This window comes from Rhizobium sp. WW_1, from assembly GCF_003610155.1.
In the GTDB taxonomy this organism is placed as follows: domain Bacteria; phylum Pseudomonadota; class Alphaproteobacteria; order Rhizobiales; family Rhizobiaceae; genus Rhizobium; species Rhizobium tropici_A.
This window is the reverse complement of the sequence record NZ_RAIN01000006.1, coordinates 156,959-178,466: the sequence shown is the minus strand read 5'-3', so window position 1 is coordinate 178,466 and position 21,508 is coordinate 156,959. Positions and strand designations below refer to the sequence as shown.

Sequence of the window (21,508 nt, the reverse complement as noted above, 5' to 3'; positions counted from 1 at the left end):
CAAGATATCAAGGAACACTCTCGTTGCCGACACCACTTGCAAGCACGCTGCTGAGCGCCGCCGAGACTTCCGGCATTCGTCATGGCTACTTCACCCGCGCCGGCGGCGTTTCGGAAGGCCTCTATCGCGGCCTGAACGTCGGCCTCGGCTCACATGACGATCGCGAGCACGTGCAGGAAAATCGCCGCCGTGTCGCCGGCTGGTTCGGCTTGCCCGTCGAACGGCTTGCCACCGTACACCAGATCCATTCGCCCAATGTCGTCACCATCGGCGCGCATTATGATGGCAGCCGGCCGCAGGCCGATGCGATGGTGACGGCCTCGCCGGGTATCGCGCTTGGCGTGCTTGCCGCAGATTGCGGCCCCATCCTCTTCGCCGATCCTGAAAACCGGGTCATCGGCGCCGCCCATGCCGGCTGGAAGGGCGCGCTGACGGGCGTGCTGGAAAACACCATCGAAGCGATGGTGGCGCTCGGCGCGAAACGCGAGACGATCATTGCCTGCCTCGGCCCCTCCATCAGCCAGGCGAGTTACGAGGTCGGCCCCGAATTCGTCGAACGCTTTCTCGCCCACGATCCCGATTACGCGCAATATTTCACCCCATCCGAGCGCGACGGCCATGCCATGTTCGATCTGCCGTCCTTGACGGTCGATCGTCTGCACAAAGCGGGCGTCACGGCTGAAAGCCTGAACCTCTGCACCTATCCGGATACGGAGCGCTTCTTCTCCTATCGGCGCACGACGCACGCGAAGGAGCCGGATTACGGACGCCAGATTTCCGCCATCGCTATCGGGGAGGCAACCTAGTATGGCCCTGCATTTCGAACGCAGCGAATTCGATGCTCGTCTGGCGCGACTGCTGGCGAGGATGCAGGAGGAAAAGCTCGATGCCATGCTGCTCTTTGCCCAAGAGAGCATGTATTGGCTGACCGGCTACGATACGTTCGGCTATTGCTTCTTCCAGACACTGGTCGTCAAGGCGGACGGATCCTTGACGCTTCTGACGCGATCGGCCGATCTTCGCCAGGCGCAGCTCACATCCGTCATCACCGATATCCGCATCTGGGTCGACCGCGTCAACGCCGATCCGACGCTCGATCTCAAGGATCTATTGTCCGATCTCGATCTGCTCGGCGCCCGTATCGGCATCGAATACGACACCCACGGCATGACGGGCCGCATCGCCCGGCTGCTCGATCATCAGCTAGCAAGCTTCGGCCAGATCGTCGACGCTTCCTATCTTGTAAGCCGCCTGCGCCTGACCAAAAGCCCGGCGGAAATCGCTCATGTCGAGCGTGCCGCGGCACTCGCCGACGATGCCCTGGACGCCGCGCTGTCCCTGGTCAAGCCGGGCGCCGACGAGGCCGATATCCTGGCCGCGATGCAGGGCGCCGTCTTTGCCGGCGGCGGCGATTACCCCGCCAACGAATTCATCATCGGCTCGGGTGCCGAAGCCCTGCTCTGCCGCTACAAGTCCGGCCGCCGCAAGCTCGACGCCGACGACCAGCTGACGCTCGAATGGGCTGGCGTCGATGCCCATTATCACGCGGCCATGATGCGCACGGTCGTCATCGGCACTCCCAGCCACCGCCATCGCGAACTTTACAGCGCCTGCCTGGAAACCCTGCAGGCAATCGAAACGGTCCTGATGCCCGGGCACACGTTCGGCGACGTGTTCGATGTTCATGCGAAAATCATGGACGAGCGCGGCCTTGCACGCCACCGGCTGAATGCCTGCGGCTATTCGCTCGGTGCTCGCTTCTCGCCCTCATGGATGGAGCACGAGATGTTCCATATGGGCAATCCGCTTGAAATCCAGGAGAACATGTCGCTCTTCGTGCACATGATCATCATGGATTCCGACAGCGGTACCGCCATGACCCTCGGACAGACCTATCTGACGACCTCGCAGGCGCCGAAAGCCCTTTCCCGCCACCCTCTCGAATTTCTTAACCGTTAGGGGCGTAAGATAGCGGTCCTGGACGGTAAGACCGTCGGGAGAAAGGATCGCGTCTATGGGACTGGTCAGGATCACGTTGACTGTCGCCGGCTTTTGCCTCGCGCTCTCCGCCTGCAATACCACGGACGCCCTGACGCCGCCCGAAGCCATCGGCGATGCCAGCTCCAGCCCGGTCACCCAACGCGACGTCGAACGCATGGCGTCGGCGCCCCAGCGCCGTCAGACCTATCAGAACACGCAGGATAGCTACGGCTATCAGCAGCAGACCTCGCAGCAGGCCTATCAGCCACAGAGCTACAGCGGCAGCGGCACGCTCGACGACCAGGCTTCGGCGCTGCGATCGAACGGCACCAACCCTTATGCCTCCCGTCCGCTTGACGGATCTCGGACGGCCTCGATTGCTCCGGCCAACAACCAGTTCTCCGAGTCCGACGAACAGCAGGAAGCCGACCGCCGCCTGTCGGACGATCCTCAGCCGCAACAGCAGGCTACGGACGAGCAGCAGCCGGACCAGCAACAGGCATCGCTGCCGCCCGCAGCCGCGGCCGGCGGCAACAGCGTCCGCTTCCTGCCGATCATCGGCGCTCCGGTGGAAGCCGTCACGCCGCTGTCGCGCCAGCTCGGCGCCGATGCCCGCTCGCTCGGCCTGACAATCAAGAGCTCAAGCGATTCCAGTGCGGCCTACATTCTCAAGGGCTATCTCTCCGCCTTTGAGGATGGCCCGCAGATTTCCGTAACCTATGTATGGGACGTGCTCGACAGCAATGGCAATCGCGTCCACCGCATTCAGGGTTCGGAAAGTGCTCCGCTGAAGCGCGGCGACCCATGGTCGGCCGTTCCTTCGACGGTCATGCAGAAAATTGCCACCAAAACCATGTCGGAATTCAATTCCTGGCGTGAATCCAACGGTGGATAGCCACAAGCTTTTCAGAAATATGAAAGCTAACGCGCCTCTCCCCCTTGCATTCGAGAGCAAGGCGGTTAAAAGCGCGGCTATCAGGTTGGTAACAGGCGGGCCAAAATGAAGGTTTTCGCAGGCAATTCGAACCGGCACCTTGCCGAAGCGATCTGCAATTATCTCAACGTTCCTTTGGGCAGGGCCAGTGTCAGGCGCTTCGCGGACCAGGAAATCTTCGTTGAAGTCCAGGAAAACGTACGCGGCGAGGACGTGTTTGTCGTCCAGCCGACTTCGTTCCCGGCCAACGACCATCTCATGGAACTGTTGATCATGATCGATGCGATGCGGCGCTCTTCGGCGCGACGCATCACGGCGGTTCTTCCCTATTTCGGCTATGCCCGCCAGGATCGCCGCGCCTCCGGGCGCACGCCGATCTCGGCCAAGCTGGTGGCGAACCTCATCACCGAGGCTGGCGCCGACCGCGTGCTGACGCTCGATCTCCATGCCGGCCAGATTCAGGGCTTCTTCGATATCCCCACTGACAATCTCTACGCGCTGCCGATCCTGACCCGCGATATCAAGGCGAACTACGATATCGGCAATGTCATGGTCGTCTCTCCCGACGTCGGCGGTGTCGTGCGCGCCCGCGCGCTCGCCAAACGCCTCGACTGTCTGCTGGCGATCGTGGACAAGCGCCGTGATCGCCCGGGCGAGTCCGAAGTGATGAACATCATCGGTGAAGTCGCCGGCAAGGATTGCCTGCTGATCGACGACATCGTCGATTCCGGCGGCACGCTCTGCAACGCGGCCGATGCGCTGCTCGCACGCGGCGCGGCAAGCGTTACCGCTTATATCACCCACGGCGTTCTCTCAGGCGGCGCCGTGACCCGTGTGACGAATTCGCAGCTGAAGGAGCTGGTGATCACCGATTCCATCCAGCCGACGACAGCCGTGCTTTCGGCGCCCAATATCCGCGTCATCTCGACGGCAAGCCTGATCGGCGAAGCCATCAACCGTACCAGCCAGGAAGAATCGGTTTCGAGCCTGTTCGACTGAGGCTTGCACCCGCTGTCAGGTGGCTTTGGCTCCCGCGGGACGCGCCTGTTTCCATGCCAGCAGGCCGATTCCGAGCAGCCCCGAAACGAAAACCGCCGCTCCCGATCCCATGATCGAAGGTCCGATGCCGAACCATGCAAACAGCGTCGGCGACATCAGATAGGCCACAAGCAGGCCGGTAAAGATTGCACACATCAATAGACGGTAGACCTGTGCGAGACGATGCGGCTCGGCGCGTGTCTGCATCAGATGCAGCATGGCAAGGTTCTCGAAGGGTCCGTTGATCGCGGCAAAACAGGCGACGGCCATCAGCGACAGCCGGTCATGCATCAGCGGCAGCAGGAAAACCCCCGATCCGAAAATGAGCTTCGCCGCAATGATCCAGACCACCGGCCGGCGTGGCTTGACGCTGCTGAGGATCAGATTGGTCGTCAGGTTGCCGACGCCGTAGGCCGTCATCATCAGACTGTAGTCGGTGAGCGGGTCTGCGCTGGTTTCGCGCAGATGCAGGATCATGCCAAGCAGAATTCCCATCGCCCAGGCGACGTTTCCCATCAGATTGGTAAACAAGCCGTAGAGGATGGCCGCATGACCCCGTGCGGCGCGCCATCCGCCAAGAATGCCGTCCACGACCGCCGCCATACCGGAGAAATCGCGGCGTCTCGGCGCCATGGGAAGTTTTGCCACCGCCAACCAGACGGCAAGCGCGGAGAGCATGAACGTGACCGCAGTCACTGTGAAGAACTGAGATTTCGGCAGGAGCCCGTTCACGAGCGCGATCAGGCTCGGCCCGAGAATACGCGCCATGCGGCGGGTGGCATCGAACAGGCCGTTGGTCGCATGCCGGACCTCGGGATCGACGGCAATCGTCGGCAGGGTCGCCTGCAGCGAGGGATCGAATGTCGATGTGAGCAACGCAATGCTTCCGGCAAGCACGATCAAGAGCGGCAGGCTCATCAGATGGAGAAGCCCCGCCAGCGACAGCGTCAGCAGCAGGGCCGCACGCAACAGGTCGGCCATGATCATCGTCACGCTATGCCGCCAGCGATCCGTGATGATGCCGCCGAACAGACTGCCGAACAGCAGCGCCCCCGATTGCAGCGCCGACACATATCCGGCATCGCGGCCAATGAAATCCGCCGCGATCCAGACGACAGCGACCATGTAGAATTCGGAGCCTGTAGCCGCCAGCACCTGGCCGGTCCATAGGAGAGAGATCGAGCGCTGGCTCAGCGGCTTCAGGACAAACATGATCGCATTCTGGCTTCGGAGCGGATTACTTCATGACCTGACCGTTGACCGTCACGCGACCGTCGTCGGAAAGATCGATGTCCCAACGCGAGCGTCCATCCGTATCCGTCTTGGCAAAGCCCTTCGCCATCATCAGGCCGAAAGACACCTGAGCGAGATCGGCCTTTGTCTTTGCAGCCTCCTGGATAGCCGCGATCGTCTTGTCGAGATCGCGCGCGAAAACCGTCATCTTCATGGCGACGCGGTCTTTCTCGGTCAGCCAGCCGCGCATGCTGCCGGAAGCCTCGACATCATAGAGACCCGAGACGGCGCTGATTTTGGGAAAGTTGATGGTCACCGTCCCATCAGGGAACATTGCCTTCTGCAGTTTTTCGTCCAGGGCAGTGTCGCTCTCAGGGTTTTTGAAATCCGCCTGCTGGAAAATATCCGCCACAGCGGAGAAATTCAGGTTCGGCACCTGTACCTGGATATCGGCCGCATCCGGAATGAAGGCGATATAGTCCTCAGGCACCAGGCCCGTTTCAAGGGCAAGCTTTTCGGCATTCAGCCCGAAATCGGCATTCATGGCATTGGCCGGCCCCGCCATCTTGAAGAAATAACCCAGCTTCTGCAGGTCGCCATTACCGAAGGGCGTCGTGACCGCAATGTCCTTTGCGGCAATCGACTCGTCAAAGGAGCCAATGATCGGCATGGCATCCATCAACAAGGCCTTGACCGCCTGGCTGTCAGCATCCGAAAGGGTCTTCTCGTCCTTGTGCTCCGAGATGAACTGCAGCAGGGAGTTGGCCGCCTTCAACGGCAGTTTCGTCGCCCCCACGTTGAAATCGACCGCCGCGACCTTGATTTCGGCAATCGTGGCGTCGTCCGTCGAAACCTTGTCGTAGAACGACTGCAGGCTACCGTTCATCTTGATGTCGAGCCTGCCCGGCTCGCCACTGTCCGCCGACGATAGCGTATAGGCGATGCTGTCGGCCGTTGCGTCGTTCTTCTGAACGCTGTTGTTTTCGTCGGCGGTCTTTGTCGTGAAGGTGATGCCGTTGCCCTTCATCTCCATCGAACGCAGGTAGTGAAGCGCCGGATCGAAAACGCCCTTGAAGGTCGATGACGCCAAGGCGTAGCGAAATTCGCTGTTCGCGCCGCTGCCGGGCTTCGAACGCGCCGTCACGTCAAAGGCATTGTTGCCTTCGATATTCCAGAGACCGCTATCGAGCGGCGTCGCCAGCATCATCAATGGCTTGAGGCCGCTGATGTCGAACCCGGTCACATTCAGCTTGTCGAAAAACTTCTGCAGGTCATAAGCGACCTCGTAGTGCGCACTGACCGGCTTGACCGAAATCGCACCGCTCTTTGTTATATCGTCGGGCAGGAAATAGGTCAGGTTGCCGTAAAGATCCTTTGCACCCTGCTCGCTGACGTCAGCCGCCTGCGCACCGCCGACAACGCCTGCAGCGACGACAGCCGCTGCGGCAATCGTTTTGAAACGCATAAGTCACCCCCAAATATTATGGAAAAGAAACGTGAAAATCCGAAAAGGGCCGACCGGCCTTTCGCATGGAACTTTATGATCGCCCTGATACATGGGCTTACCCTCAAACTTCAAGGCTTCTTCATCACCTGGCCGTTGACCGTCACCGTGCGGTCCTCATCCATGGTGACGTCCCAGCGCAGGCGGCCGTCCGGATCGGTCTTCGCAAACCCCTTGGCGGCCAGAAGGCTGAAGGAGACATTGTTCAGGCGGGGCTCCGTCTTGGCCGCCTCCTGAATGGCGGCAACCGTCTTGTCGAAATCGCGCGCCAGGATCGTCGCTTGCAACGAGAAACCGGAATGCGGCGTGGTCGAGCCCTTCAGCTCGCCGGACACCTCTATGTCGTAGACGTCAGACTTTGCGCTGATCTTCGGAAACTCCAGCGTTCCGTAACCACTGGGAAACATCGTGCGCTTCAAGGTTTCGCCGGAAACCGGCGTCGCCCGTGCGGCAATGGAATCGAGCGCGGTGTCGATGAGGCCGGCAAAATTGATGTTGGGTACACCGAGTTGAACATCCAACGCGGCCGGCAGGAAAGGCACATAGGCCGCCGGCACGAGGCCCGCATCCGGCGTGAACTGCTCGGCCCTAAGCTCCAGATTGACGTTGGACGCCTTGGTTAGACCATCCATCTTGAAACTGTAGTCGATGCGCTTGACGCCGACCTTGCCCTTCTCGGTCGCCACCAGCGCATTGTTTATGGTGACGGTCTTGCCGAGCGAGCCGAAGACGGGCAGAGCGCGGTGTACCAGTTGCTCGAACTTCTCGCTGCCGCTTTCCGAAAGCTGCTTGGCCTTGACGTGTTGGACGAAGAAACGGATGAGCGCGCGCAGATCCTTCACCGGTAGGCTCGTGGCGGTGACATTGGTCGCGACGCTATCGGCACTGAAGGTGATGGGCGCGGCATCCGGCCGCACGGTGATCTTCTCACTCAGGCGTTGAAGCGTGCCCTGCAATTGCAGATCCGCCTTCCCGGCTTCGCTGCTGTCGGTAACCGTATGGGCGAAGGAGGCGCTGTCGATGGTGGCCTCGATCTTGCGCCCGCTCTTCGGGCCGCTGCCAGCGCTCGAGAATTTCACGCCGCTGCTCTTGATACCCATCGACCGCATCATCTCGATCGTCGGATCGAAAATGCCGTCGAAAGAGCTTGACGCGATCGAATAGGCGATGTCCGAGGTCGGCGAATGCAGCGCGATATCGAGACTATTGTCGCCGGTCAGATGCCATTTCCCCTGTTCGACCGGTTGCGCGAAGAGGGTAAGCGGCTTGAAACCCGTGACCGAAAACACGCTTGAATTGATCTTGTCGAAGAATTTCGAAAGATCGTAGGTGATCTCATATTGGTCGCCGGCCGGTTTGACGGTGACGAAATCGCTGCGGGCAAGGTCCTGTGAAAGCGAATGGGTGAGGACATTGCGGAGGTCCTTGGCGCCTTGCTCACTGACGTCGGCCGCGTGTGTCGCGCCGGCAAGACCTATGGAAAAAACCGCGGCGGCGATTGCCCTGGAACGCATGCCCGACCTCTCCTTCTGATCCCAATCGATCGGAGTCGACTGTTGATGGCCCCGAGGGTATATGTCAAGTCGTTGATACAAATGGCATCGCAGGCTTGTTCGCAGCCGTTGCACGGGCACCACAAGGCTTCGCGTTCCGCAGGCGCTTGCACCTTTCGTCGCTTTGTATTATACGCCACGCGTCCGCGTAGACACCCTTGGAGGCAACGCGGATGAGGCAGGGCACGCCCTCCTCCAGTTCAGCCGATGCGGCACATGACCAATCGGACGAACTCTCCAAATAACCTCGAAAGGAATAGCTATGAGCCACGAAAGCTACGAGCTCAAGGCCGAGGCGCGCGAACGGGTTGGTAAGGGGTCCGCCCGTGAACTTCGCCGCAATGGTCTGATCCCCGCTGTCATCTATGGTGACAAGCAGGCCCCCATTTCCATCGCTCTCAACACCAATGAGGTGACGAAGCGCATCCACGCCGGCGGCTTCCTGACGACGATCGCAACGATCGACGTCGACGGCAAGAAGATCAAGGTTCTGCCGAAGGACTATCAGCTCGATCCGGTCCGTGACTTCACGGTTCACGTCGACTTCCTGCGCGTTACCGGCAACACCGAAGTCACCGTCGAAATCCCGGTTCACTTCGAAAACCACGAGAAGTCCCCGGGCCTCAAGGCTGGCGGCGTGCTGAACATCGTTCGCCACGAAGTCGAAGTCCATTGCCCGGCCGATGCGATCCCGGAATTCTTCACGGTTGACCTCAGCGGCCTGAAGAGCGGCGACAGCATCCACATCTCGGCCGTCAAGCTGCCGAAGAACGTGACCCCGGTCATCGCCGACCGTGACTTCACGATCGCAACGATCGTTGCCCCGGCTGCCGGCCTTACTGAAGACGAAGCAGAAGGCGGCGAAGAAGCCAGCGCCTGATCGACATCTTCAACTGAGCATTGTAACCCGCCTCCCCTTCGGGGTTGGCGGGTTTTTTCATGCCCGAAAACAAATATTAGAGAAAGTAAAAATAAAAAAGTCTTGAAATCTATACTATAGTTGATTTCCATTAACCCCAGAATTTCAGCAACATTTAACGGATTCATGAAAATCTGCGCGAAAGAGTTGTAGAAAGCGGCGCCCCCAAGATCCGCTGGTCTATGGCTGGGGAGCTAACGGAACTATGAGCCATTCGGTCGAAAACAGGTTTTTCGCGATCGTTTGCGGTGCGCTACTGGTTTTCGTAGCGCCGCTCTTCGTCCTTTTCCTCTTTTTGTCGTCCGAACGCGCCGAAAAGGAAATCAAGGATCATATTACCGTTCTGCTCGTCGCCAATGCCCAGGCACTTGCCAAACCGCTCTGGGACCTGGACGAAGACAGCGTTACCCAGATCAGCGCGACGACGGTTGCCGAGGGTGCGATCGTCCGGGTGAACGTCCGCGATCTTTCCGGCCAGCTCGACGTCACGCAATCGACCATCCCGAAATCCTACAAGGGCGTTCTGGAGTCCATCTCCAGGCCGATCGTCTATAATGGCGTCGATGGTGCCAAGAAGCTCGGCAATATCACGGTCTATTATCCGCAGCTCGGCCTCTTCGACGGCCTGAAGAACGAAGAAATCGTCTTCATCTCCATCTTCATCTTCGCCGTGCTCACCGTCTTCGGCGCAGCGCTGATCGGCAACCGCATTTTTGTCATCCAGCCGCTGATGCGTCTCACGCACGCCATCGAGGCCACACGCCGGCTCGGCTCGCGCCATCACGTCGACTGGCAGTCGAATGACGAGATGGGCCGGCTTGCCAGCAGCTTCAACGACATGCAGAGCAAGCTGCAGCGCGAGGAAAACGAGCTGAAACTCGCCCACCGCCGCGCGACCGATACCTACAATCTGACGCCCGCCATGCTCTTTTCCCTCGACAAAGAGGACCGCATCGCCGCCGTCAGCGACTATTGGCTCGCCGCCACCGGTTACGATCGCGGTGAGGTGATCGGCCGGGAGTTCGTAAGCCTCGTCCTGCCGGAATCGCGAACGCAATATGTCGAACGCAAACGCAGCAATCCCGACAGCGCCGGCCGTCTTGCCGTCACCGTGAAGTTTCTGTGCCGCGATCGCCGGATCATGGACGTACTCATTCTCGAGACCACGGCGATACAGGACGGTCTCACGCTTTCGGTCATGACTGATGTCACCGAACTCAAGCAGTCCGAAGACCGGAACCTGCGGCAGGCCATCACCGATCACCTGACCGGCCTGCTCAATCGCCAGGGCTTCGAGACCGCGCTGGACGCCAAGATCAATGAGGCCGATCTGCGCAAGCGCGAGCTCGCCTGCCTCTTCATCGATCTCGATCGCTTCAAGTGGATCAACGACAATATGGGCCATGCCGCCGGCGATACGGCCTTGCAGGAACTGGTATCGCGCCTGCAGACATGCCTGAAGCCGGGCGACATTGCTGCCCGCCTCGGCGGCGACGAATTCGCGCTCCTGGTGCTGGCAGAGGATGCCGAGACGAGAGCCATGGACATGGCAAGCCGTATCGCCGAAATCTTCGAAGCGCCTTTCGTCGGCGATGCGCGATTGAGCGCCAGCATCGGCATCGCCATCTACCCGCGCCATGCCATCAACGCCGCCGAACTGCTGCTGAAGTCCGATATCGCCATGTATGCCAAGAAGCGTGACGGCAAGAACGGCGCGCAGATCTTCGACAACGGCATGCTGGACGACTCTCGCCGGCGCGCCGAACTGGAAAGCCATATCGAAGCCGGTCTCAACGAGGACTGGTTCGAGGCCTATCTGCAGCCCGTCGTGAATATAGATGACCGCTCGATCGCCGGCTTCGAGGCGCTGATGCGCCTGCATCACCCGCAGAAAGGCATCCTGCCCCCTGGCCGCATCATCGAGGTCGCCGAAGAGACCGGTTCAATCATCCGTATAGGCAATCGCATCATGGAAAAGGCGATCGCCAACTTTGCGCGTCTCTCGCAGATCGAGGGCCTGCAGGACTCCTATCTCGCCATCAACTTCTCGCCATTGCAATTCGAACCGGAACTTCCGCTGCGCATTGCGGCCCTGCTGTCGCGCCATGAAATTGCCGCCCGGCGCATCGTCGTCGAAATCACCGAAGCCGTGCTGATGGACGACAACCCGGAAACCCGGATGGTCATCAACGAGATCTGCCGCTACGGCTGCCGCATTGCGCTCGACGATTTCGGCACCGGCTATTCATCGCTGAGCTACATCAACCGCTTCCCGGTCGACATCATCAAGATCGACCAGTCCTTCATCCGCGCGATCAACGACACCGCCTCCGATGTCAGCGCCAAGAGCCGAATGCTGGTCGAAAGCATCACGACGTTGTCGCACAAGATGAGCTGCACGGTGATTGCGGAAGGCGTTGAGACCGAAGAGGAATGCGCAACCCTGCGCACGATGGGCATCGACTATGGCCAGGGCTATCTCTTCTATCGACCGCTGCACCCGGACAATTTGGTGAAGATGCTGGCGGGCCTGCAGCAAGATCACCCTTCCCCCATAGCGCAAGCATCATAGCGATGAGGAACCGGATGCGAAAACCGCTGCTCATGATTGCAACCAGCCTGTTTTCGCTATCCTTTCTCTCCCCGGCGCGCGCCGAAACCGTTCACTTCACCACGGAAGAATATCCGCCCTTCAATTACCGCGACGGCAAGACACCCGTCGGTGCAATCACGGATCAGGTGCGGAAGGTCATGGCCGATATCGGGGTCGATTATACGATCACCAGCATGCCCTGGGCTCGAGCCTATGGCCAGGCCCTGTCGGATCCCATGACCTGCGCCTTCGCCACGGCACACAATGAAGAGCGCGATCAGTTGTTCCAATGGGTGCAGCCATTGCTGATCGATCGCAGCATTCTCATCAAGCATAGCGGCTCTAAGGTGACCGCAACGACCATCGGTGAAGCCAGGAAATATGTGGTCGGAACCTGGCGGGACGACTATACGGAAACCATCCTGCGCCGGAACGGCTTCCCGCGCATCGATGTCGGCAGCGACTTCAAGGCAAGCCTGAAGAAGCTGATGAGCGATCGCATCGATCTGATGCCAATCTCGGAATTCTACTTCGACAAGCTGAAGGCGGAAGGCAATGCCGTCGAGAGGGTCGTCGTTCTCTCCCAGCAGCCGATGGCGATCGCCTGTCAGAAGGATTTCCCTCGCGACCTTCTGAACAGGATGCAGACGGCGCTGAATGCACTGATCGCCGACGGAACCCAGAAGCAGATTTTCCTGAAGTACGGCCTGCATCTCGGCGACTGATCGCATCCCGCCTTGACTTTGCCGTCAAATCGCTGTGGTGAAGGGCATCGGTATTTACCAAGGGGTGAAGCGCATGCTTCTCATCGCGGGTCTCGGCAATCCCGGCGCCAAATATCAGGGCAACCGCCACAATATCGGCTTCATGGCCGTGGACGCGATCTATCGCCGCCACAGCTTTTCGCCCTGGTCGAAGAAGTTCAAGGCGGAGATTGCCGAAGGCGAGCTCGGCGGACAGAAGGTGCTGCTCATCAAGCCCCAGACCTTCATGAACCTCTCGGGCGAAGCCGTCGGCGAGGCCATGCGCTTCTACAAGCTGCAGCCGTCCGATCTCGTCGTCATCTATGACGAACTAGACCTCCCAGCCGCGAAGGCACGGCTGAAGACCGGCGGCGGCCATGGCGGCCATAACGGCATCAAGTCCATCGACGCCCATTGCGGCAAGGAATATCGCCGCCTGCGTCTCGGCATCGGCCATCCCGGCGCAAAGGAGCTCGTGCACAATCACGTTCTCGGCGATTTCGCCAAGGTGGATCGGGACTGGCTGGAACCGCTGTTCGATGCGCTCGCCGACAATGCCGATATGCTGGTGCGCGGCGAGGATTCGCAGCTGATGAACAAGATCGCGCTTGCCCTCGGCGGCAAGGCCGAAGAGGACGCGCCGAAGCCGGAGAAGAAGGCGCCCGCCAAATCCCATATTCATCAGGCACGTAATCACAGCCAGCCGAAGATTCCGGAAAGCGGCCCCATGGCGGAAATGCTGAAGAGGATGTTCGGCAAGAAGGGCGATTGAAATGCCGAACACATCCGTCGCCCCAGCCACAGACATCGTCATACGCCCGGTCGCGATCGCCGACCTGCCAACGCTCCTTGCGCTCTACCAGCACCTCAATGCTAAAGATCCGATGCTGGAACTGCAGCTCGCCGAACGCCGCTTTGCTGATATCCTCGCTCATCCCGGCATGACGATCTTCTCAGCCTTCGATGGCGCAAAGGCTATTTCCTCCGTGACGCTGATCGTCATCCCCAATCTCACGCGTGGCGGCATGCCCTATGCGTTGATCGAGAATGTCGTGACACACGCCAGCTATCGCCGGCAAGGTTTTGCCGGCGCGGTCATCCGCACGGCCGTAGCCAGCGCCTGGGCAAGGAACTGCTACAAGGTCATGCTGCTGACCGGGTCGAAGGACCCAGCGACACTGCGCTTTTACGCAAATTGCGGATTTACCCAGGACAAGACCGGCTTCCAGATCCGCCGGTCCGCCTGACAGCTATGACCGCTCCTATTCCTCGGGTTCGGTCGTGAACATCAGCGGAAAGCCTGCACTCTTGGCAAGATCGATCGCTTCCTGGGCCTTCGTCTCGGCAATATCGCGTGCACAGACCATGACCACGCAAGTTCCGAGCTTGTGCGCCGTCATCATGACACGATAGCCAGCCTCTTCGCTCATGCGGAAGACGGCCTTGAGCACCATGATAACGAATTCCCGTGGTGTATAATCGTCGTTCACGAGAATGATCTTGTAGAGCTTCGGCCTCTCGACCTTCGGCTTGGTTTTAGTCTTTGGTTTCAGGACAACATCATTGTCACTCATCGGCATCACCGTTGACGACAGGGGAAAGGGTTTTGGGCTAATGGGAATATTATAGTGCAGCGCACCACATCCTTCAAGGATGGTCGTGTCAGGGAGACAATGTGGCCATCATCAGCTCACAGGCCTTCTGTCAGCAGAAAAATGGCTCTTTGCCTGCCCGAGACTTGACCCGCAACGGCCCTTCCCCCATACGCACTGCAAAGATTTTCAAGATATGGACAAGGTGCCATGGGTTTCAAATGCGGTATCGTCGGGCTGCCGAATGTCGGCAAGTCCACTCTGTTCAACGCGCTGACCAAGACGGCGGCCGCGCAGGCGGCGAACTATCCGTTCTGCACGATCGAGCCGAACACGGGTGAAGTCGCGGTTCCCGATCCGCGCATGCGCAAGCTTGCCGACATCGCCAAGTCGAAGGAACTGATCCCGACGCGCATCTCCTTTGTCGACATCGCCGGCCTCGTGCGCGGCGCGTCGAAGGGCGAAGGACTCGGCAACCAGTTCCTGGCCAACATCCGCGAAGTCGATGCCATCGTGCATGTGCTGCGCTGCTTCGAAGACAGCGACATCACCCACGTCGAGGGCCGCATCAACCCAGTCGCCGACGCCGAGACGATCGAGACCGAGCTGATGCTCGCCGACCTCGAAAGCCTTGAGCGCCGCACCGAGCAGACGCGCAAGCGCGCGACTAGCAAGGACAAGGAATCCATGGCGATGCTGCCGATCATGGATGCGTCGCTCGCATTGCTGCAGGAAGGCAAGCCGGTCCGCACGCTGCTGTCGAAGCTCGATGCCGAAGAGACCCGCATCCTCAAGAGCCTGAACCTTTTGACCTCGCATCCCGTGCTCTACGTCTGCAACGTCGCCGAGGGCGATGCGGTGACCGGCAATGAGTACACGGCAGCCGTAGCCGCCATGGCCAAGGAGCAGAACTCGGAAGTCGTCGTCATCTCAGCCGCCATTGAGGCGGAAGTGGCGCAGCTGCCGGACGAAGAGGCGACGGAATTCCTCTCCGCCCTCGGCCTCGACGAAGCTGGCCTCGACCGCCTGATCCGCGCCGGCTACAAGCTGCTGCATCTCATCACCTACTTCACCGTAGGTCCGAAGGAAACGCGCGCCTGGACGATCGAACAGGGCACGAAGGCGCCGCAGGCCGCCGGCGTCATCCATTCGGATTTCGAGCGCGGCTTCATCCGCGCCAACACGATCGCCTATGACGACTATATCGCCTACAACGGCGAAGTCGGCGCCAAGGAAGCAGGCAAGGCCCGTGATGAAGGCAAGGAATACGTCGTCCAGGACGGCGACGTCATCCACTTCCGCTTCAACACCTGATTGCCTCTTTGCTGCCGGCGCCTATCTGAGCGCCGGCAATCTCGCTTGCATGCTGGCAGGCAAGCGCCGCACGACGATGCGGCGCAGATCGGTCCAACCGATGCCGATCACAAGCACGACCAGACCGACAATCATCAGCACCAGGAAGCCGACCTTGTCGAGACCGGCGTCGTTATGCCTGAGAATGGCCGCCGTCGCGAGACCCAGCGAGACGAGACCCGCGGTCACGAAAGCCCGCCGATCGATAATCAGGCCGATCAGCATCATCACCAGAACCGCCACAAGCACGGTCACCGCCTGCAGATAGCCTCCAAAGAGCGCGTCGGTCAGATTGGTGAAGACAATACCGCTGCTGGCAAGCTCGAGGCGCAATGCCAACAGGATCGTCGAGTAAAGCAGGGCCGGCGCCGTTGCGAGATGCAGCCAGAAGGCCACGTCGGAGCGGCGCGTCACTCTCTGCGGATCGCTGAGATCGTAGCGCATCGCCAATGCAAAGCTGCCGAGAGCCGTCACCAGCAAGATCATCATCGTCTGGATGGGATAATCAGCCGGGACATTCGACGACCCCGTCACCGTACCGGCGACATAGAAGACCGCGGCAAGAAACAGGCCGAACAGCGAAAACAGGAACAGGGCCAGCGACAGCGGCACGCGGTAGCGCCAGTAAAACAAGGCGAGCGACAGCGGAAATGGCGCCACCAGGACGATCGCGCCGATGGTGAAATTATCGCTCAGCGCAGGTGTGGAGCTGACATAGCTCACGACAGTATAGAAAACCCAGACAACGAGCGCGACGGTCAAGACCACGGCAGGAAGCGCAAGGCGCTGGCGGCGCACCAGGATTTCAGCGAGCACGACGATTGCCAGCACCGGCGCATAGCGGTTCGCCAGTCCCCATAGCCCGATGAGGAGCACGATGACGCCGATGGTGATGAGCACATCATGGAAGCCGCGTACGAAACGCGGCGCTTCCGTATCCTCCAGCGGGTTAGGATCATCGGGAAAACGCGACGCCGAAAGACCCCGCCCTGCCGGCAGCACGCCGATATTCTTCCCCGCCAGATAGGGCAGCAATCGTTCGGCCTGGCTGGAGGAAATAATCCCCTCACCGGCTGCTTCATCCAGTGCAATTTTGAGTTCGCTCATTCCTGCTCTCGTTCCGTCTTGCAACGAACAAGCCTCAACATATCGCCGCCGCACAATCAAGGGCTGCCAGGCATCGATAGATGATCGCCCACGGTCGCCCGCCAAGACCATGAAAATGCTTGCGCCACCACTACGGGCCATGCGATTGCCGATGAACGAGATGCGGAGGACGACAGAAGAGATGACGAAACTCGTCTATGAAGACTTCCAGCCGGGGCGGGAATTTCCACTCGGCCCCAAACACATGACAGCGGCGGAGATCATTGAATTCGCCAGCGAATTCGATCCGCAGCCGATGCATCTGAGCGAAGAAGCCGGCCGCGCCAGCATTCTCGGCGGCCTTGCCGCTTCCGGCTGGCATACCTCGGCGGTGTTCATGCGTATGATGTGCGATTCCTACATCCTCGCCGCCGATGCTCAGGGCGCTCCCGGCATCGATTTCATGGAGTGGAAGAAGCCCGTTCTGGCCGGTGACACCCTTTCGGGGCGATCCATCGTGGTCGAGGCACGCCCCATGCGCTCCCGCCCCGGCATCGGCATCGTCAAGTTCCGTCATGAGGTCGAGAACCAGCGCGGCGAACTCGTCTGCCTCGGGGAGAACTCCACCATGATCCGCATGCGCGCCGGAGCGGAGGTTTCGGCATGAAGATGAGCGAAGTCTATACGATCGGCGAACGTGTCGAGATCGGCAGCCACACCTTTACGCCCGAAGGCATCGTCCGCTTTGCCTCGCGTTTCGATCCGCAGATCTTCCATATGGATGCGGAGGCGGCCAAGCATTCCTTGTTCGGCGGGCTCTGCGCCTCCGGCTGGCATAGCTGCTCCATGTGGATGCGCAGCTTCGTCGATTTTTGGAAGTCCGAAACGGCGCGGCTGATCGCGGAAGGCAAGACGCCGCCCAATCTCGGTCCTTCGCCCGGCTTCAAGAATTTGCAGTGGCTGCGCCCGGTCTTTGCCGGCGACACCATCACCTACGGCGTCGCGATCCTCGGCAGCCGTCCCTTGGCCTCACGCCCCGGCTGGACGCTCTACACGCTCGCCTGCGATGGGGTGAACCAGCATGGAGCCCCGGCCCTGCGCTTCGAAAGCACCGTGCTGGCCTTTGAATAGAAACTGGCGAGCCGCTCGTAACGGCCCACCAGTCTTCCAGGCCGATCAGTGACCGGCGAATTCCACCAGCGTATGAACCGGCACATCGAGCTCTTCGAGTTTCTTGCGGCCACCAAGATCAGGCAGGTCGATGACGAAGCAGGCAGCAACGACTTCGGCGCCGATCTGGCGCAGAAGCTTCGTGGCACCGACGGCTGTGCCACCGGTCGCGATCAGGTCGTCCACGAGAATGACCTTTTCGCCCGGATTGACCGCATCGCGATGCATTTCCATTTCGTCGACGCCATATTCCAGGCTGTAGGCGATGCGGACGATATCGTGCGGCAGCTTGCCCTTCTTGCGGATCGGCACGAAGCCGGACGACAGCTGATGCGCCACCGCGCCGCCGATAATGAAGCCGCGCGCTTCCATGCCGGCGACCTTGTCGATCTTGGAGCCGGCATAGGGCTGCACCAGCGCGTCCACGGCGCGACGGAATGCCCTGGCATCGCCAAGCATCGTCGTGATGTCGCGGAAGATGATACCGGGCTTGGGATAGTCCGGAATGGAACGGATGCTGGCAGCGAGTTCCGAAGCGATAGTGTTCATGAAATATGTACTCTCAGGCTATGATAGGGCCGGCCGCACCCTATCAAGACCGGCGCGCTATACCAACAAAAAAGGCGGCCTCGACGGGCCGCCTTTTCGTTGAAACATGACAATACTCAGTGGGCGCCGGCCTTGGCGTAGACGGAACGCTTGGTGAGATAGATCAGCGTGGAGAAGATCAGCAGGAACACCATGACCATGAAGCCGAGGTGCTTGCGATCTTCCAGATGCGGCTCGGATGTCCACATCAGGAAGGCAGCCACGTCGCGCGCATACTGGTCCACCGTCTGCGGCGAACCGTCGTCATAGGTCACCTGCCCGTCCGAAAGCGGTTTCGGCATCGCAAAGGTCGCAGCCGCATCGAAATACGGATTGTAGTGCGAATTCTGCGGTACGGCGAAGCCGGCCGGCGGCTCTTCATAGCCAGTCAGCAGCGAGTAGATGTAGTCCGGCCCACCTTCCTGATACTGCGTGAAGATATCGAAGATGAACTGCGGAAAGCCGCGCTCGATTTCGCGTGCCTTGGCAAGCAGCGACATATCGGGCGGCACGGCGCCGTTGTTGGACGCAGCGGCAGCCTCGTCGTTCGGGAACGGCGAGTTGAAATGATCGGACGGAAGCGCCTTGCGGGTGAACATCTCACCTTGAGGATTCGGGCCGTCCTGCACTTCGTAGTTGGCGGCAAAAGCCTTCACCTGGGCTTCCGTGTAGCCGAGATCCCCCAGCGTGCGGTAAGCCACCAGCTTCATCGAATGGCAGGCGGAACAGACTTCCGTGTAGACCTTGAGACCGCGCTGCAGCTGCGCCTTGTCGTAGTAGCCGAACGGGCCGGAGAAGGTCCAATGCTGTTCGCGCGGCTCCTTCAGCGGATAATGCGGCGTCTCGGCTTCTGCGGCGGGCTTCGTTTCCGCGGCGATGGCGGCAACGCTTGCGGCACCACCGATGAGCGTCAGGGATAGAAGGCCGACAATAAGTTTCTTCATCGTTTTCGTCCTCTATCGCCGGTTACGCTTGAACCGGAGCGGCTACTTTACCGCCCTGCTTTTCAAGAACCGCTTCCGTAATCGAGTTCGGAATGCGCTTCGGTGTCTCGACGATGCCAAGGATCGGCATGATGACGAGGAAGAACAGGAAGTAGAACAGCGTCGCGAACTGGGCAGCCGTGGTGTAGATGCCTTCTGCCGGCTGCGAACCAAGCCAGCCGAGCAGGACGGCGTCGGCAATGAACAGCCAGAAGAACAGCTTGTACCAGGGACGATAGACGGCCGAACGGATCTTCGACGTATCGAGCCAGGGCAGGAAGAACAGCACGATGATCGCGCCGAACATCGTCAGAACGCCGCCAAGCTTGGAGTCGATCGGGCCGATGTTGAAGGTGATCGAGCGCAGCATCGCGTAGAATGGCAGGAAGTACCATTCCGGAACGATGTGAGCCGGAGTCTTCAGCGGGTTGGCCTGGATGTAGTTGTCGGCGTGGCCGAGGAAGTTCGGCAGATAGAAGACGAAATACGCGAAGACCAGCAGGAAGATGGAAACGCCAAGCGCATCCTTCAGCGTCGCGTAGGGCGTAAACGGCACGGTATCGGTCTTCAGCTTGACTTCGACGCCGGTCGGGTTCGTCTGGCCGGTCACGTGCAGCGCCCAGATGTGCAGGATGACGACACCGGCAATCATGAACGGCAGCAGATAGTGCAGCGAGAAGAAGCGATTGAGCGTCGGATCGTCCACGGCGAAGCCGCCGAGCAGGAAAGTCTGAATCCAGTCGCCGACCCATGGGAAGGCCGAGAAGAAGCCGGTGATGACGGTCGCGCCCCAGAAGGACATCTGGCCCCAGGGCAGAACGTAGCCCATGAAGGCGGTCGCCATCATCAACAGGTAGATGATAACGCCGAGAATCCAGAGGATTTCGCGCGGCGCCTTGTAAGAGCCGTAGTAAAGACCGCGGGCGATATGCAGATAAACCGCAACGAAGAAGAAGGATGCGCCGTTGGCATGCATATAGCGCAACAGCCAACCATGATTGACGTCGCGGACGATCTTTTCGACCGAGTTGAAGGCGACGGTGGTATCCGGCGCGTAGTGCATGGCAAGGACGACGCCGGTCAGGATCTGCAGAAGCAGCATGACGGCCAACATGGCACCGAACGTATAGGCATAGTTCAGATTGCGCGGGACCGGATAGGCGATGAAACTATCATAGACCATGCGCGGCAGCGGAAGCCGCGCGTCGACCCATTTTTCGAGCCCTGTCGATGGCTCGTAAGACGAATGACCACTCATGTTTCAGCTCCCCCTCAACCGACCTTGATCTTCTTTTCCGACGTAAACGCATATTGCGGAATCGCAAGATTCATCGGCGCGGGCCCATGGCGTATGCGGCCGGCGGTATCGTAGACCGAGCCATGGCAGGGACAGAACCACCCGCCATATTCCCCTGCCTGACCGAGCGGAATGCAGCCGAGATGGGTGCAGACGCCGATCATGATAAGCCAGTTTTCCTTCCCGTCGCCAGCCGAACGGGCAAGATCCGTCGCCTGCGCGTCAGCCGGAAGGTTGGCATTGCGAGCGACCGGATCTTTCAGATCCGAAAGCTGCGTGCCCTTGGCATCGTCGATTTCTTTCTGCGTGCGGTTGCGGATGAAGACGGGTTTACCGCGCCATTTCACCGTCAGCGACATGCCAGGCTCAAGGCTCGACACATCGACTTCGATTGAAGCAAGAGCGAGCGTCGATGCATCCGGTCGCATCTGGTCGATAAACGGCCACGCGACGGCGACTGCACCAACGGCGCCGGCCATACCTGTCGTCAAATAAAGGAAATCGCGGCGCGTAGGCTCGCCGGTGGACTCACTTGTCGTACTATGCTCGCTCAACGCTGCACATCCTCTTCCCGCAAACCACGGCAAAACCGCGGCACCCCTCTCACTAACGGCGAATCAACGCGACCATAATTCCGCCATAGATTCCTCCGTAACCCGCTGCGTTCTAAGCTTGATCGCAAATTATGTCCAGTCTTGGCAAGGGGTAAGGGCACAATGTCGCGGCAAAACTGCGCTATTGCGTCGCAAGGCCGGTGCTTAAACGCGCCCGCCATCAAGCCGAACAGTTAAGCACATGAAAAAACAAAGAATTTATAAAGTACTTCTTCGTGCTGCGTGGCAAAATAGACAATGATTTCAATGCTGCATTGCAAAAAATCATGACTACAAAGCCAGCTTCCTTACCCGCAGGTCTTAACCGTTACCTCTTAAAACCGAATGG

Annotated in this window: 21 protein-coding genes; 12 read left to right on the top strand and 9 right to left on the bottom strand. The window is 59.8% G+C overall.

Annotation, left to right across the window (positions count from 1 at the left end; genetic code table 11):
* The first annotated feature begins 23 nt into the window (after positions 1–23).
* The 4 genes from pgeF (at position 24) to BJ928_RS18895 (ending at position 3,913) form a co-directional block, all read left to right on the top strand.
* Positions 24–806: a peptidoglycan editing factor PgeF gene (pgeF, locus tag BJ928_RS18910; protein WP_047632106.1), complete on the top strand. Its 783-nt coding sequence runs from the start codon at positions 24–26 to the stop codon at positions 804–806.
* 1 nt (position 807) lies between these two features.
* On the top strand, positions 808–1,959 hold the full coding sequence (locus BJ928_RS18905) for a Xaa-Pro peptidase family protein (RefSeq protein WP_047632107.1): 1,152 nt from the start codon (positions 808–810) through the stop codon (positions 1,957–1,959).
* A gap of 55 nt (positions 1,960–2,014) precedes the next feature.
* Complete coding sequence (locus tag BJ928_RS18900) at positions 2,015–2,875, top strand: hypothetical protein (protein WP_047632108.1); 861 nt, start codon at positions 2,015–2,017, stop codon at positions 2,873–2,875.
* A 105-nt stretch (positions 2,876–2,980) separates the two neighbouring features.
* Positions 2,981–3,913: a ribose-phosphate pyrophosphokinase gene (locus BJ928_RS18895; protein ID WP_047632110.1), complete on the top strand. Its 933-nt coding sequence runs from the start codon at positions 2,981–2,983 to the stop codon at positions 3,911–3,913.
* 15 nt (positions 3,914–3,928) lie between these two features.
* On the opposite strand, the gene BJ928_RS18890 is transcribed toward BJ928_RS18895, so the two are convergent.
* The 3 genes from BJ928_RS18890 to BJ928_RS18880 form a co-directional block, all read right to left on the bottom strand.
* Positions 3,929–5,164 (bottom strand): MFS transporter, encoded by a 1,236-nt coding sequence (locus BJ928_RS18890; RefSeq protein WP_047632111.1) that lies wholly within the window; start codon positions 5,162–5,164, stop codon positions 3,929–3,931.
* Positions 5,165–5,189: 25 nt separating this feature from the next.
* Positions 5,190–6,650, bottom strand: a complete 1,461-nt coding sequence (locus BJ928_RS18885; RefSeq protein WP_047632112.1) for a hypothetical protein — start codon at positions 6,648–6,650, stop codon at positions 5,190–5,192.
* A 110-nt stretch (positions 6,651–6,760) separates the two neighbouring features.
* The gene (locus BJ928_RS18880; protein ID WP_047632113.1) at positions 6,761–8,203 is read right to left on the bottom strand and encodes a hypothetical protein; all 1,443 of its coding nucleotides are present in this window, start codon (positions 8,201–8,203) and stop codon (positions 6,761–6,763) included.
* A gap of 301 nt (positions 8,204–8,504) precedes the next feature.
* Between BJ928_RS18880 and BJ928_RS18875 the strand changes: the two genes are divergently transcribed.
* The 5 genes from BJ928_RS18875 to BJ928_RS18855 all read left to right on the top strand — a co-directional run bounded on the left by BJ928_RS18875 (position 8,505) and on the right by BJ928_RS18855 (position 13,744).
* Positions 8,505–9,122: a 50S ribosomal protein L25/general stress protein Ctc gene (locus BJ928_RS18875; RefSeq protein ID WP_047632114.1), complete on the top strand. Its 618-nt coding sequence runs from the start codon at positions 8,505–8,507 to the stop codon at positions 9,120–9,122.
* 244 nt (positions 9,123–9,366) lie between these two features.
* Positions 9,367–11,733: an EAL domain-containing protein gene (locus BJ928_RS18870; RefSeq protein ID WP_047632115.1), complete on the top strand. Its 2,367-nt coding sequence runs from the start codon at positions 9,367–9,369 to the stop codon at positions 11,731–11,733.
* A 14-nt stretch (positions 11,734–11,747) separates the two neighbouring features.
* Entirely contained in the window at positions 11,748–12,479 is a 732-nt protein-coding gene (locus BJ928_RS18865; protein WP_047632116.1) for a transporter substrate-binding domain-containing protein, read from the top strand.
* Positions 12,480–12,552: 73 nt separating this feature from the next.
* Positions 12,553–13,269: an aminoacyl-tRNA hydrolase gene (pth, locus tag BJ928_RS18860; protein ID WP_047632366.1), complete on the top strand. Its 717-nt coding sequence runs from the start codon at positions 12,553–12,555 to the stop codon at positions 13,267–13,269.
* Position 13,270: 1 nt separating this feature from the next.
* Positions 13,271–13,744, top strand: a complete 474-nt coding sequence (locus BJ928_RS18855) for a GNAT family N-acetyltransferase (RefSeq protein WP_047632117.1) — start codon at positions 13,271–13,273, stop codon at positions 13,742–13,744.
* A 15-nt stretch (positions 13,745–13,759) separates the two neighbouring features.
* Here BJ928_RS18855 and clpS read toward each other — a convergent pair whose 3' ends face one another.
* Positions 13,760–14,071: an ATP-dependent Clp protease adapter ClpS gene (gene clpS, locus BJ928_RS18850; RefSeq protein ID WP_047632368.1), complete on the bottom strand. Its 312-nt coding sequence runs from the start codon at positions 14,069–14,071 to the stop codon at positions 13,760–13,762.
* 228 nt (positions 14,072–14,299) lie between these two features.
* Here clpS and ychF point away from each other — a divergent pair, with 228 nt between their 5' ends.
* Positions 14,300–15,403 carry a redox-regulated ATPase YchF gene (gene ychF / locus BJ928_RS18845; RefSeq protein ID WP_047632118.1) on the top strand — a complete coding sequence of 368 codons (1,104 nt, stop codon included), beginning with the start codon at positions 14,300–14,302 and terminating at the stop codon, positions 15,401–15,403.
* Positions 15,404–15,424: 21 nt separating this feature from the next.
* Here ychF and BJ928_RS18840 read toward each other — a convergent pair whose 3' ends face one another.
* A complete protein-coding gene (locus tag BJ928_RS18840; RefSeq protein WP_047632119.1) occupies positions 15,425–16,549 on the bottom strand; it encodes a hypothetical protein in 1,125 nt (374 codons plus the stop codon).
* Positions 16,550–16,730: 181 nt separating this feature from the next.
* Here BJ928_RS18840 and BJ928_RS18835 point away from each other — a divergent pair, with 181 nt between their 5' ends.
* Positions 16,731–17,195, top strand: coding sequence for a MaoC family dehydratase (locus tag BJ928_RS18835; RefSeq protein ID WP_047632370.1), 465 nt, complete (start codon positions 16,731–16,733; stop codon positions 17,193–17,195).
* A complete protein-coding gene (locus BJ928_RS18830) occupies positions 17,192–17,659 on the top strand; it encodes a MaoC family dehydratase (protein ID WP_047632120.1) in 468 nt (155 codons plus the stop codon). Before BJ928_RS18835 ends, BJ928_RS18830 begins: the two co-directional genes overlap by 4 nt.
* A gap of 45 nt (positions 17,660–17,704) precedes the next feature.
* On the opposite strand, the gene BJ928_RS18825 is transcribed toward BJ928_RS18830, so the two are convergent.
* From BJ928_RS18825 to petA, 4 genes are all read right to left on the bottom strand, one after another.
* On the bottom strand, positions 17,705–18,247 hold the full coding sequence (locus tag BJ928_RS18825; protein WP_047632121.1) for an adenine phosphoribosyltransferase: 543 nt from the start codon (positions 18,245–18,247) through the stop codon (positions 17,705–17,707).
* Positions 18,248–18,363: 116 nt separating this feature from the next.
* On the bottom strand, positions 18,364–19,230 hold the full coding sequence (locus BJ928_RS18820) for a cytochrome c1 (RefSeq protein WP_047632122.1): 867 nt from the start codon (positions 19,228–19,230) through the stop codon (positions 18,364–18,366).
* A gap of 22 nt (positions 19,231–19,252) precedes the next feature.
* Positions 19,253–20,527, bottom strand: a complete 1,275-nt coding sequence (locus BJ928_RS18815; RefSeq protein WP_047632123.1) for a cytochrome b N-terminal domain-containing protein — start codon at positions 20,525–20,527, stop codon at positions 19,253–19,255.
* 14 nt (positions 20,528–20,541) lie between these two features.
* Positions 20,542–21,120, bottom strand: a complete 579-nt coding sequence (gene petA, locus BJ928_RS18810) for a ubiquinol-cytochrome c reductase iron-sulfur subunit (RefSeq protein WP_047632124.1) — start codon at positions 21,118–21,120, stop codon at positions 20,542–20,544.
* Positions 21,121–21,508 lie beyond the last annotated feature (388 nt).